The organism is uncultured Arthrobacter sp., assembly GCF_947493765.1.
Lineage (GTDB): Bacteria > Actinomycetota > Actinomycetes > Actinomycetales > Micrococcaceae > Arthrobacter_D.
This window is the reverse complement of record NZ_CANLSZ010000013.1, coordinates 23771-35195: the sequence shown is the minus strand read 5'-3', so window position 1 is coordinate 35195 and position 11425 is coordinate 23771. Positions and strand designations below refer to the sequence as shown.

At 63.1% G+C, this 11425-nt stretch carries 13 protein-coding genes; 3 read left to right on the top strand and 10 right to left on the bottom strand.

Annotation, left to right across the window (positions count from 1 at the left end; genetic code table 11):
- Positions 1 to 82 precede the first annotated feature (82 nt).
- On the top strand, positions 83 to 433 hold the full coding sequence (locus Q0747_RS13360; protein ID WP_298255455.1) for an Lsr2 family protein: 351 nt from the start codon (positions 83 to 85) through the stop codon (positions 431 to 433).
- Between the two features lie 50 nt (positions 434 to 483).
- Here Q0747_RS13360 and Q0747_RS13355 read toward each other — a convergent pair whose 3' ends face one another.
- The 10 genes from Q0747_RS13355 to Q0747_RS13310 form a co-directional block, all read right to left on the bottom strand.
- Positions 484 to 1194 (bottom strand): helicase associated domain-containing protein, encoded by a 711-nt coding sequence (locus Q0747_RS13355; RefSeq protein WP_298255453.1) that lies wholly within the window; start codon positions 1192 to 1194, stop codon positions 484 to 486.
- A 412-nt stretch (positions 1195 to 1606) separates the two neighbouring features.
- Positions 1607 to 2242 carry a DNA-binding protein gene (locus Q0747_RS13350; protein WP_298255451.1) on the bottom strand — a complete coding sequence of 212 codons (636 nt, stop codon included), beginning with the start codon at positions 2240 to 2242 and terminating at the stop codon, positions 1607 to 1609.
- 291 nt (positions 2243 to 2533) lie between these two features.
- Positions 2534 to 2836, bottom strand: a complete 303-nt coding sequence (locus Q0747_RS13345; protein ID WP_298255450.1) for a hypothetical protein — start codon at positions 2834 to 2836, stop codon at positions 2534 to 2536.
- A complete protein-coding gene (locus Q0747_RS13340; protein ID WP_298255449.1) occupies positions 2827 to 3465 on the bottom strand; it encodes an AAA family ATPase in 639 nt (212 codons plus the stop codon). Before Q0747_RS13340 ends, Q0747_RS13345 begins: the two co-directional genes overlap by 10 nt.
- 941 nt (positions 3466 to 4406) lie before the next feature.
- Complete coding sequence (locus Q0747_RS13335) at positions 4407 to 6125, bottom strand: winged helix-turn-helix domain-containing protein (protein WP_298255447.1); 1719 nt, start codon at positions 6123 to 6125, stop codon at positions 4407 to 4409.
- A 336-nt stretch (positions 6126 to 6461) separates the two neighbouring features.
- Positions 6462 to 6665: a hypothetical protein gene (locus tag Q0747_RS13330; RefSeq protein ID WP_298255445.1), complete on the bottom strand. Its 204-nt coding sequence runs from the start codon at positions 6663 to 6665 to the stop codon at positions 6462 to 6464.
- A 104-nt stretch (positions 6666 to 6769) separates the two neighbouring features.
- Positions 6770 to 7432 carry a hypothetical protein gene (locus tag Q0747_RS13325; RefSeq protein WP_298255443.1) on the bottom strand — a complete coding sequence of 221 codons (663 nt, stop codon included), beginning with the start codon at positions 7430 to 7432 and terminating at the stop codon, positions 6770 to 6772.
- Entirely contained in the window at positions 7417 to 8532 is a 1116-nt protein-coding gene (locus Q0747_RS13320; protein WP_298255441.1) for a transglycosylase SLT domain-containing protein, read from the bottom strand. Before Q0747_RS13320 ends, Q0747_RS13325 begins: the two co-directional genes overlap by 16 nt.
- 73 nt (positions 8533 to 8605) lie before the next feature.
- Entirely contained in the window at positions 8606 to 10066 is a 1461-nt protein-coding gene (locus tag Q0747_RS13315) for a hypothetical protein (protein ID WP_298255439.1), read from the bottom strand.
- Positions 10063 to 10356, bottom strand: a complete 294-nt coding sequence (locus Q0747_RS13310) for a helix-turn-helix domain-containing protein (RefSeq protein WP_298255437.1) — start codon at positions 10354 to 10356, stop codon at positions 10063 to 10065. The genes Q0747_RS13315 and Q0747_RS13310 overlap by 4 nt, the downstream gene beginning before the upstream one ends.
- A 134-nt stretch (positions 10357 to 10490) precedes the next feature.
- Here Q0747_RS13310 and Q0747_RS13305 point away from each other — a divergent pair, with 134 nt between their 5' ends.
- Together Q0747_RS13305 and Q0747_RS13300 are read left to right on the top strand one after the other, a co-directional pair.
- Entirely contained in the window at positions 10491 to 11114 is a 624-nt protein-coding gene (locus Q0747_RS13305; RefSeq protein ID WP_298255435.1) for a DUF6668 family protein, read from the top strand.
- A 4-nt stretch (positions 11115 to 11118) separates the two neighbouring features.
- On the top strand, positions 11119 to 11421 hold the full coding sequence (locus Q0747_RS13300) for a hypothetical protein (RefSeq protein ID WP_298255433.1): 303 nt from the start codon (positions 11119 to 11121) through the stop codon (positions 11419 to 11421).
- Positions 11422 to 11425 lie beyond the last annotated feature (4 nt).

The window sequence follows — 11425 nt, the reverse complement described above, 5'->3', positions numbered from 1 at the left end:
CTCGCACCCTCACGGACCCTTCCACCTGAAGTCTCAAGACATCGCGGACGGACCTACACTCTGCTTCTTGAAGAGCCAGAATATGGCGCAGCGTGTACAGGTTGAATTGGTCGATGACCTCACCGGTGACGTGGCCCAGGAAACCGTCCGGTTCGGTGTCGATGGCACCGAGTACGAGATCGACCTGACCACCGAGAACGCGGACAAGCTCCGTGCCACTCTCACCGAGTACGCGGACAAGGGCCGGAAAGCCAGCGGCCGGCGCGGGCAGGGCAACAAGTCCCCCGCCTCCTCTTCGGGGTCTGCGTCGGGTAGAGCCAAGCGCGAAGAGACGCAGCGGATCCGCCAATGGGCCCAGGACAACGGACACACCACCAGCTCGAGGGGCCGGGTCTCCCAGTCCATCGTCGACGCCTACAACGCAGCCCACTAACACTCCCTTAAGGTCAGTGGCAGGCACCTGCCGCCCAGCCTGCTCACTCGTCACTGTTCCACTGACCGCGCTCTTCCCAGGATCGTCTCGTTCCACCCGGACACGACCTCCTCGAGGAGTTGGAGTCTGTCGGGGCGGAGCCTGCCTTTGCGGTGCCAGGTGCGTTGCCTGCCGAGCCACACCGCGAGGACCTTCTCCTCCGGGTACCGCGCCTTCTCATGACGGGGAAACCGGCCCCGCTCGGCCCGGAACAGTCGTAGCTCCTCGAGGCGCCGCGCCCACAACTCCTCCGGGTTGCCCTTCCGAGTACCGACCCACTCCCCCACCCTGTCCAGGGCCGCGATCTTCTCGGCGACGAGTTTGCCTGCATCGAACACCCGGCGCTGATTCTCAATCCACCGGTACAGCACCCGGGCCACGGTGCTGTCGTTCTGGGCCGGTAACCCACCATGGGCCTCAACGTAGGCGACGAGGTCGGTGTAGTGCTCCCACCACACCTGATCCCAACTCCGCCTCCCCCGCCTCCGGTCAGAGGGTAAGGCTGGCTGGTCGTGGACGAACCAGCGACGGGCGAACCAGCCAGGATTCCGGGTCGCTTCCCGACGGATGACCCGGCGCACCGTGGCGGTATCGGCCCTGCACCAGGCAGCGATCCTCTCCACCGGTACACCGCGGGAGTAGAACAGCAACCACTCTCCCCTGCTCTCACACACACGGCGGGGGTACTCGTGCTCGGGGAGGATCAACTCATCGAAGCGCACCAGTGACCCTCCCTCGTTCGCAGTGAGCGGTGGCTGGCACCCGATCCGCTGACGCGATACGACCCAGCAGCTTCCGGGTCATCGAGCAGTCACTGTTTCGAGTGCACCCCCGGTCAGCATCACAGTCTTTGAGTACAGGACCATAGCGCCTGACAGCGATGAGAGCCGACACGCGCAGCTGTGGTGTGGATAGTCCAGATCAGGACCATGAAGGCTCCTGACGGTAGCCCCGGCTACCGGTTCGTGTATTGGGCGTTCCTAGCGTGCCGGCCCCAAACGGCCTAGTGTTCCGCATCACCCGGGACCACATGCTCAGCCGCACGGGCGAGGCACGTCATGGTATGTCGGTGCCGTCTTCGTAGGCGTCGCACCCCGGCGATGCTAGGGGTTCCTAGCTGTGCGGCTCGCGGGGCTACTTCTTCTTCGGGTCCTCCGGGGTGATGCGTTGAATCAGGGCGTCGTGAGCGTGCTGCAGGGTCTCCGCGCGTGCCCGAGCCGCGGCGAGGTCGCTGGTGAGAGTGCTGATCTCGGTGCGAATAGCCTCGGCGGCTTCCTCTGCCTGGGATGCCCGGGACTCTGCGGCGGTGACCCGATCGGAGGCCAGGGCGAGTTCAGCTGTCAGGGCTTCGGTGGCGGTGGTGTGCTCGGTGGTGATCCGGTCCAGGTCCGCGACGAGTTCTGCCAGCTCAGTGTCCTTGTCCTGACTGTCCTTCACCCAGCGGGCTTCCACAGCGGCGTGCTGCTCTGTGGCCAGGGCGACGGCCTCGGCCCACACAGAACCAGCCAGTCTCGCGGCCTGCTCCAGCACAGGCTGCGGCGTCGCAGCGATGCGAGAGCCCGCGGCTGCCTTCTCCTCCCGCCACGTCTTCAAATACCGGGTCGCGTCGGCGTTACTGACCCCCGCAGCTTCCCGCACGCTGGACACCGTCGCAGGCCGCTCAGCACTGATCGTCTCCGCCGCGGCATACACCCGCTCCTTCGCCGAAGCCCCCACACCCACAGACGTGCCAGGGATTGATGATGTGATCGGAACAGCATTCTCCGCCATGCGCGTCTCCCTCAAGTAGTAGTAATAGTAGGAATACTACTACGACTACTAATAACCGTCAGGCACGCATCCTCCGTCGGCTGGATGACGTCGCCACCCCTAGTCCGGCTCACGACCAGGATGTTCTTGACGACAGCCTTTGATGCCCTCATCGAATTCTAGGGAAGTTAGTACCACACCGGTACAGTACCGTATTCGTACTGTACCGGTGTGGTACTAGTGTAGTACTGTTTTAGTACTACACTAGTACAGTACTGGTATTAGCTTGATTTATCGGCGACACACCTTCAACTACTGCGCACCAGTGCCGTACTTATCCTCAAGCAGGGGCCAGATGATGCGCTCCAGAACTTTTTGCTGACTGATGTCCTCTTCGGCGGCTGCTCGCTGCAGCAGTGCTGATTGGCTCTTGCTAAGCCGGAAGTTGAGGCCTGTCGTCTTCGGCTCCTTGTTACGGCTCCTCCAATCAGTCACCGGGGTATCCGGCATGGAGGCTTGCCGCTCCGTTTTGGGAAGCTCTGCCCGTTCGGCAAATGCTTCAATTTCTCGTTCATCGGCTGCTGGCGATTGCCGCGCTCGTCGGTTCAGTGCCACGTTGCGATCTCCTGGATGAGTAGTTGGATCTCTGCCTTGGCCTTGGGGTCGCGCATTTCGACCACACCGAGGCCCTGTGACAGAGCATTTCGGAACGCTTTGCGCTGGTGAACGACGGTGCGTGCTACCGCTACTTCCGGGTAGTCGGACAGGTACTCCCGTGCGTCTCTCACATCGTTGGCCCCAGTGTTTGTGGGTGCCATGTTGAGAACAGCAAGTGCTTTGACCTCGGGGTTGAAGTCTTTAGCCTCGGTGAGGGTGGCGACGACGCTTTCTGTCGTGTCTAGCTCTGCCTGATACGGGACTACGGGCATCAGGAGTACGTTCGCTGCGGTCATGGCGGTACGCATTTCCTTGCTGTCCTTGCCTGGGACGTCCACGATGACGTAGTCGTACCGTGCCGCGAGGTCGAGGAGCGAGGAACGGAGGTTGCCGGTTTTCTGTACGGCCTGGATCGGTGGGTGCCCATTTTCTTCGCGATCACGCGCCCAGTTGCTCACGGTGTGCACAGTAGGATCGGCTTCCACGAGAATCACGTCAGCACCTCGGCGCTGTAGTTCGACGGCAAGGTTGATTGTCAGCGTGGACTTTCCGACACCACCCTTGGTATGAGCAACTAGAAGAATCATGGTACGAGTCTAGTACTACATCGGTACTGGTTCAGTACTGATGTGGTTCTAGTGTGGTTTTGGTGTAGTACAAGTGCCCCCGCTTCTGGCTTGGTACTGAGCACCTCCGCTTGAGATACGCCGTGAGGTTGTGCCGATGGGTAGTAGGGGTGTGGTCGGAAGCGCTGAGCTGGACCATGGGAGTACCAGGGGAGTGGCCTAGGAAAACGGGAAGAATTAATGCCTCTTAGTACCCGAGGGCTGTTCCCTAGTCGTGATTCACAGGGATCACGACTCGTAAGTCCTGACTGTCGGGGAAGCCGGTTACGGTGCGGGGCATGGGTTCTTCTCCTCGTCCTGGTTGGCATGGGATTCCTCCGAGCGCGGACCGGTATGTGCCGCCGCTGCAGCTGGTGGCGCCGGAGGGCCCGGTGACGGAGCCGGGGAAAGCGCCGGCTTTGTGGGTGGAGCTGGAGTATCCAGACGGCGGGAGGCAGATAGCGAAGGGTTTTGCGATGGCATGGACCCGGGATGCTGTGTACGCGCAGTGGGTGGAGTTCTCGCGGGCTCGTGAGGCGTGGGTGCGCCCCGCACAGTGCACACGCCGGCAGCTCCTGGTTGAGAACCGGTCCAACACCTGAAAAGAGCCTGTGCACGGCCGTCGTGGCGCTCGAGGCGAGATACCGGGCGATAGGTGAGTGCCGATGGTTGTGTGCAGGCGGTCCTTTGGGCTCCTGCTGTCCAGGTGTGTGCGGGACAAGCAGCGAAGCGCCGGGGGCTTGTGCCGTGCATCAGGTGGGCAGGAGGCGTGTCCAGCCGAACCGACCGAGCTTGGATAGACGAAAGGCGGGGTGTGGGGTTACGCCGGTCGCAGCGGGGGGATTGAGCTGATGACCGGCGTAGCGAGAATCAGTTGATCACAGCACGGTGTGCCGGGCACGAGGGTCTGTGCTCGTGCTGGGTCAGGCTGCGGTGCGGGCTGGATGCCAGAGGGAGTGTTGGAGCTCGTGCTCGTGTTCGAGGGGTGGGAGCCAGTATTCGTCCACCTCTGGGTCGTAGAGTTCGTGCTCATCGAGCTGGGGTGTCAGGTGTCGGTCGAGCCAGGCGTGCCAGGCGGCTCGTTGCCGGCGGTACCGGTTGATTTGGGCTTGTCGGTCTGCGGTGGCCCCAAGGCGGTCTGCGAGGTGGGCGAGGTTGGTGGTGGCCACGATCTGCCATCGGTCCCTGTGCCGGCGGATCATGCCCAGGGCTTCCATGCGCGCCAGGTGGTCGGTCAGGGCACGGCGGCTGATCCCGGTGGACCGAACAAGGTCCGCGGTAGTGGGGGAGCGGCGGCCACGCTCAATGGCCTCATAGGTGAGCGCTGCGACATCTCCCAGGACCCGGAAGACGGGCCGAATGGCGTGGATCTTGCCTTTCCGCCAGGTCAGTTCGCGGGCCAGAGACTCGAACTCGGCCGGGAGCTGGATGGCGTAGGTGTCGGCGGTGCGACCGCGCCCGCGATCGACCCGGGTGAGGATCCCAGCTGAGGCGGCCTCCAACATCGGCAGGAGACGGGCGATGGTGACGTGGTCTTTGCCCAGGGCGACGGCGAAGGACCGGCACCCGACGTCCAAGAGCGTGGTCTGGTTAGTGCGCATGTAAGCAAAGACGGCTCGGATGAGGAACCGCAGACTGATGCTCACCCGCCCGAGGGTTTGGAGTCTGTGATCGAGGACTGCGTAGAGGATGTTTTCCAGATCGTTCACGAGCTGATGGATCGACTGCTGACTTGAGGCGGGATCGGCTTTAGGGCTGCCCCCCGTGAGGGAAGTAGGGCTTGTGTTGTAGTTATGCGCTTTCCTTACCCCTGCACGCTGGGAGGGGCTTTTCACGGCGGCGCTGGTGTTGCCGGTGCCGGTGCCGGTGAAGGCTTGGGCCTTGGCCCACTCGATCGGCAGGAGCCGATCTGCTTTGGCCCCGTACAGGGCGGCCAGGCCCGTGTGTGCGGCCTGGGTTCCGGCGCATCCGGTGATGCTGGTGCGGACCTGATCAACGCTCCACTGGCAGGCCGCGAGGTGGTTCAGGACCGCCATGCGGGCCTCTGAGTCGCTGGTGTATCGGGTGGTGTCGTAGACCCCGGTACGGGCCACCACGCGCAGCGGCGAATCCTCCCGCCCCATAGGGGCTCTCTCGTGTCCTGCACCTGGTCGGGCTGCGCTGGTCGCGGCCGCTGCACGAGCTTGGGCGCGGCGGCGGTCCTGCTCCGCCCGGTACAGCTCCGGAGCCAGCGCTTTCCTGAGCGCGGCTACAGCGGTTGCGGGGTTGCGGCGGGTGAGGATGCCATACGCCTCGGTCAGCGGTGTGATGAGGCTCTGATGGCCGCCGGCCTTATGGGCGGATCCAGGGACGCGGATGCACCCGTGGACGACGTTCTGGTGCGGGCTCGGATCAAGACTGGCAGCACGCTGCCCGAGAGCTTCCACGAGCTGGCGGGCCTCGGACGCGATCAGGGGTTCCTGCAAAGGCACGTACAGGTGCCGGCCGCCACTGGGGGATTCGTCCTCGACATAGGCGATACCAGCTGCGCGTAGGAGGTCTCCGAGGCGCCTGGCGTCGTCATCGACGACGATCTTCCGGGCTTTGGACGTGTCGAGGTCCAGGCACAGTGTGCGGACTGTGCCGTCAGCGTCGTGCAGCATGACAGCCGCCGGCCTCGTCGGGGTCGTCCTCGTAATAGGCAGGGGAGTAGCTGGCCGCGGGTACTGAAAACGGCCCTGCACCCACCGACCGCACCGATAAAAGGGTTGGCCCGCGATTAACGGAGCAAGCACCCACGCTGTGTGGTGGGGATCGTCACGGCGTGGCGTGACAGAAAGAGCTAGAGGAGCGTCGAGCACTCGGGTACACTTTCGAGAAAGGAAGCGACCTGAGAAGGACGCAACCAACGGAGCTCTTCACCGGGAATCTTGGCGGATCTGGCGGTGTGGAGCTTGGACAACTTGATATGAAGAGGCTCGCTTCGGCGGGCCTCTTTTTTATGAAGCGTGGGAGAGAGGTGGTGCCTCCTGGCTCGTAAGCTCGTCGAGGTCAATGGTTTCGAGGTAGCTATGAACAAGTCGAGCGACCAGGTCGCTCCGGCTTTCATCAGTAGCTGCAACGATGGCAGCAAGCTTCCTGGCATCGCTCATCGGCAGTCGCGCCGTAATGACGTGGCGTTCACCTTTGCTGCGCTGTGCCATGATCCCTCTTCCAGTTGAACCTGTAAGACAGATCAAACCTGAATCTGATTTCGTTAAGTGGGATTGGTGCGGCGTGTCGCCGTTTTTTTCTTGCCGCCCACCACTCATGAGTGCATGTCCTGGAACTGGTGGCCGACGACATTCCACTGGCCGTCGTGCTTCTCGAGGTAGATCGTGACGATCTGCCGTCCGGTGGTAGGGAGGTCGGTTCCGTCTCGACTGATCCAGCGCCAGCTGACGTCGTAGGCACGGATGGCCTTGTCTGCAGCGACGTCCTGGGAAACGTCGCCGGGGGCGGGGACGATCGAGGGTGCGCTGTAAGCCTGATGTTCGGCGGGTTCCAGCCATTCGCTTTGTGCGCCGTTGCGTTCAGGCTCGACCTGGTTGGTCGCCCATTCGTTGCTCATCAGCGGGATCGCCCGGATGGCTGCTGCGGTCTGAGTGGTGTCGATGGTGGTGTCCCATGAGTGCAGCATGAGGGCGGCGACCTCGGCTGTGGACTCGACGTCGGTCCGGTCGGCATCGGCCGGCGTGGTGAAGGTGCCGTTGCCGATCATGTCCTCGGCGGCCGCCGTTGTGTAGGAGCCCTCGTAGAGGGTCGTGGACGTCGGCTCGGGCGTCGAACCGGCTTGGCCCTCGTTGTTGCTGCAGGCGACTGCTGAGAGCGTCAGAGGCAGGGCTAGGCACAGCGCGGCCGCTGCGTGGCGGGAGAGGTGCCTGCGTACGGGTCGGTGGTGCGTGGGTGTCGAGGTCATGATGATGGCCACGCGCCTTTCTCTTTGAGGATCGGTTCGGGGTCGATGTTGAAGCCTTCGTACGGGTAGGTGACGTCGGGGGCTTCGGGTGTATAAATCTCGAAATGTAGATGTGTAGGAACATTGCCAAGGCTGGCCCTGTTGCCCTCGGTGCCAATGACATCTCCGCGCTTGAGCCTGTCGCCTTCCTTCACTGAGTAGGAGCTGAGGTGGCAGAACGCGAACCCGAAGTCGGGGTCGTCGCCGTCTTCCTTGGTGATCACGCACCCGTCCTTATCGTTGAAGCCGGTGATCCGAAGGTCGGTGGGTGCGATAACGGGTCCACCACTACTGGACCCGGCACCGGGGCTCGAAATATCCAACCCGACGTGGTCCTGCGCCCACGCTGGTAGTCCCGGCACGTTCCGCTTGCCATAGCCGGAGGTGAAGACGCCTCCGGGTAGGGGAGTAGTCCATTCGCCGTCTCCGAGGTCGCCGTCCCAGGACTTGCCGCCGGTAGGTGCCTTGCAGTTCATCGAGAACCCGCTCTGCGCGGAGTCCAGGATCACGCTGACGTACTTCTGCGTCTCTTGGTACGGGGGAACTCCCCTGTACTGCTGCACGGCTCCCGGACCGGCGTTGTACGCGGCGAGGGTGAGCTGCACGAGCAGGTTCGCATCACTGCCTGCGATTACTTGCACTTCCTTCTTCAGCGCGGCCATGTACCGCCCGTAGGCGGGGATGGCGTCCTTTGCGGAGAACGGGTCACCACCGTTGCCGTAGGCCGCCCACGTCGCTGGCATGAATTGGGCGACGCCCTGGGCCCCGACGGGGCTGGTGGCATTCTCATTCCACCCGGACTCTTGGTTCAGCTGGGCGGCGACGACGCTGGCAGGAAGTCCGGCCTCTTTCGCTGCCGCCTCCACTAGAGGCCCCCAGTCGTTGGGGACCGACTGCAGGGCTCCTGGCTTCGCACGGGTGTCCTCGGACACGGTGCAGGATGCTCGTTCGAGCTGCGCGGCTTCCTCGTCCTCGGCGATGCCGGCGACAAGCAGGGTCATGGCCACGACCGCGCCGAGAGGCACGACGGTGAGGGCGGCGATACCGCACCCGATAACTTTCCCCCCTGCCATGCCTTCCTAACCCCTGCGCTAGACCTGAAACTGAGACTGAATCTGAGACCGGACGTGGAACTGACTGGTGCGTCTAGAGCTGGTCGGTGAGGGCTGCGGTCGCTTCCTCGTAGGCCCGGCGTGTGGCGGGGTTGAGGGCTTCGTAGTCGAAGTCCTGACCCTCCTGCAGGGACCGGTCGAACGGTACGACAACGACGGCCGCGAGGCCGATGCTTTCCCCGTACTTCTTGAGCTGGTCGAGGCGTTCGCCGTTGGGCTGCGCGGTGTTGGTGATGACCAGGATCGAGCGGGTGAACTTGTCAGTGTGGCCTTGGGCTTTGACGCCCTCGATGGTCGCCTCGAGGAGACGGAAATCATCGGCCTTGTTTTGGGCGACGAACACGAGCGAGTCAGCGACGTCGACTGCGGCCTGCCAGGTCGATGCTTGGGCTGAGTTTCCGGTGTCGAGCAGGATCAAGTTGTACAGCGAGGCCAGCACGTCGTGCGCGGCTTTCACGGAGGTGCCGTCGACGCGGCGGCGGTCAGCACCTTCGGGCGGGGAGGCGAGGACGTGGATTCTGTCGTCGCCCTGCGGCCGAATGTAGCGCACGAGGTCGCTGGTGCGTCTGGTGACGGTACCGAGGTTCCGGATCAGGTCCAGTGTGGTGCGGTCGTGTGAGCCTGCGAGGGCTCGCTCACCGAGGGTGCCTTGGTTCTCGTTGAACTCACCGGCGAGGATGTTGCCTCCGCGGATCCGACCGTAGGTCGCGGCCAGGTGGTAGGCGACGGTGGTCTTTGTCGCTCCTCCCTTGAGCTGGACGACGGCCACGGTGCAGTGGGTCTCCAGTGGTCGCTGGATGCGTGCGCGGCGCTCACGGTCCGCCTGCTCTGCAGGGGACGCGGCGAGGTTCGCCTTGAAGGTGGCGTTCAACCAGCCCCGGAAGCCTTTACGGGCCGGCGCTGCAGTTTTTTCGGCCTTCACCTCGGGGCGCGGCTTGATCCGCTCGTCTCCGGGCTCGACCTGAACAGTGGTGGGTCCGGACTGTTCGACCTGTGGTACCGGGACAGGCTCAGGAGAGGGATTGGACGTCGTTGAGGGAGCAACGGGTGACTGCTCGACGGAGGGCTGAGCCGCCTCGTCTGATGCCTGTGTCTCCGCTGCTTGAAGCTGAGCTTCATTTAGGGGGTTCTCGACCACGGAGGGGGCGGCCGCGTCGGCCGTGGCAGGGCGCTCGGGCTGGCTTGCTGCTGCCTTCGCGGGTCGGGGCGTGGTGCGGCGTGCGGGCCGCTTCTTCACGGGCACGCTGGTGTCTGCGTCGACGGAACCGTCTTCGTTGACGATGAGGTGGGTTTCCGGCTGCGTGGCCGAGGACGAGTCGTATGCGGTGATTTTGACGGGGCGGCCAAGATCACCGGCCGTTCCCGCGAAGAAGTCGATCGCTTCCGGCATGGAGCCGAATGTCTGGTCGACTCCATCGACCGTGACGCTCACTGTGTCGTCATCACCGATGGTTGCCGTGCATACAGGTCTGGCCAGCGCTTCCGTCGTCATCATGTCCCCTCAAGATCCTCTGGTTTTTCATCTTCTGTACCTGGTTCCGGTACAGAGCTGGGGCCAGGCGTGTTGTAGTGCGCCTCGAGGTGGTCCTTGATGTCGTCGCGAAAGATGAGCCATGTTCCGCCGAGCCTGATTGCAGGTATCCGCCCCTCGCGCAGCCACCGATACGTCACTGTCTTGTCCGAGAGACCAAGAACGTCAGTGAGCTGTTCGACACTGAGTCGCGCAGGCAGGTCAGCGAAAAGCACATCGAGTGCTCTAGACAAAATGACCACTCCATTCCCCATGCAGGAAACCATACACCAGCTTGCCGATTCTTTCACTATGGTTCACTTCAGTTGACATAACACCCTGACTGTTCACTAATTGAGTTACTATGATCGGAGTCGAGTCTATGGGAAGCCGTTGGGGGCATAGCTAAATGAGCAATCGTTGGGGTGACTTCGTCACGCAGGAGCCCGTCGAGGCACCGGTCGTGACGGAAACCGAAATTCGGGACGCCGTTGAGGTTCTACGCGGTGTTGCTGGTCCGCAGCAGGGCCTGCTTGGGCTCGCTGCAGGCGAGGGCATGGCCCGGTTTATCAGCGACAATCCCGAGGTTTTCTGGCTTGGTGTGCACGGCGGATCCGGCGAGAACACCATGGCGGACCTGTTGGGCGGCATACCCTGCCATCATCGATGGCCCTCCCGCTCAGATGCCGATCCGACCATCTCTCCCGCTGATGTATTCCTCGTCGCTCGTCAGAACCACCGGGGACTGAAAGCCGCTCAACTCGCCGCTCGCGACTGGGCCGCCGGCTCACATCCGACCATCACACTGCGCGGCCTCGTCGTGATCGCTGACGCGCCCGGCAAGCTGCCGAGGGCCCTGCATAACCTGACCCGTATCACTGCCGGCGGTGTCCCACAGACGTGGACGCTGCCGTGGATAGAAGAGCTTCGGCTCGGAGGCACAGTCGACCCTGAGTCGCTGGCCCGCGAGCCAAGGAAAGTCCTCACCAGTCTCAGTGAGGTCATCGACAACCTTAATTCTGGAAGGAATTAGAACCATGCAGCTGCTCCTCCTTGCGCAGGACGTCATGATCAATGCGAACACCCTGCCCGACAGCGGGCCGCTGGCCCCTCCCGGTATCGGTGAATCTTGGAACCGTATGGTCGGTGTCGGTAAGTGGATCGCCCTCGGTATCTGCGTCCTCGGCCTTCTGGTCGTCGGCGGCAAGATGGCCTTTGACTCCCATAGAGGTGAAAGCACGCAGGAAATTGGCGGGATCATCAAGATCGTTCTCGCCGTCGCACTCATCTCAGGCGGGGCCTCATTGCTGACCTTCATCTCCGGCGGCGGCACAGCGTAGTCAC

What these genes read in the sequence shown, in the direction of transcription:
- Q0747_RS13360 (WP_298255455.1), top strand. Translation starts at nt 83, where the DNA reads ATGGCGCAGCGTGTACAGGTTGAATTGGTCGATGACCTCACCGGTGAC.
- Q0747_RS13350 (WP_298255451.1), bottom strand. Translation starts at nt 2,242, where the DNA reads ATGGCGGAGAATGCTGTTCCGATCACATCATCAATCCCTGGCACGTCT.
- Q0747_RS13340 (WP_298255449.1), bottom strand. Translation starts at nt 3,465, where the DNA reads ATGATTCTTCTAGTTGCTCATACCAAGGGTGGTGTCGGAAAGTCCACG.
- Q0747_RS13335 (WP_298255447.1), bottom strand. Translation starts at nt 6,125, where the DNA reads ATGCTGCACGACGCTGACGGCACAGTCCGCACACTGTGCCTGGACCTC.
- Q0747_RS13330 (WP_298255445.1), bottom strand. Translation starts at nt 6,665, where the DNA reads ATGGCACAGCGCAGCAAAGGTGAACGCCACGTCATTACGGCGCGACTG.
- Q0747_RS13320 (WP_298255441.1), bottom strand. Translation starts at nt 8,532, where the DNA reads ATGGCAGGGGGGAAAGTTATCGGGTGCGGTATCGCCGCCCTCACCGTC.
- Q0747_RS13315 (WP_298255439.1), bottom strand. Translation starts at nt 10,066, where the DNA reads ATGATGACGACGGAAGCGCTGGCCAGACCTGTATGCACGGCAACCATC.
- Q0747_RS13310 (WP_298255437.1), bottom strand. Translation starts at nt 10,356, where the DNA reads ATGGGGAATGGAGTGGTCATTTTGTCTAGAGCACTCGATGTGCTTTTC.
- Q0747_RS13305 (WP_298255435.1), top strand. Translation starts at nt 10,491, where the DNA reads ATGAGCAATCGTTGGGGTGACTTCGTCACGCAGGAGCCCGTCGAGGCA.
- Q0747_RS13300 (WP_298255433.1), top strand. Translation starts at nt 11,119, where the DNA reads ATGCAGCTGCTCCTCCTTGCGCAGGACGTCATGATCAATGCGAACACC.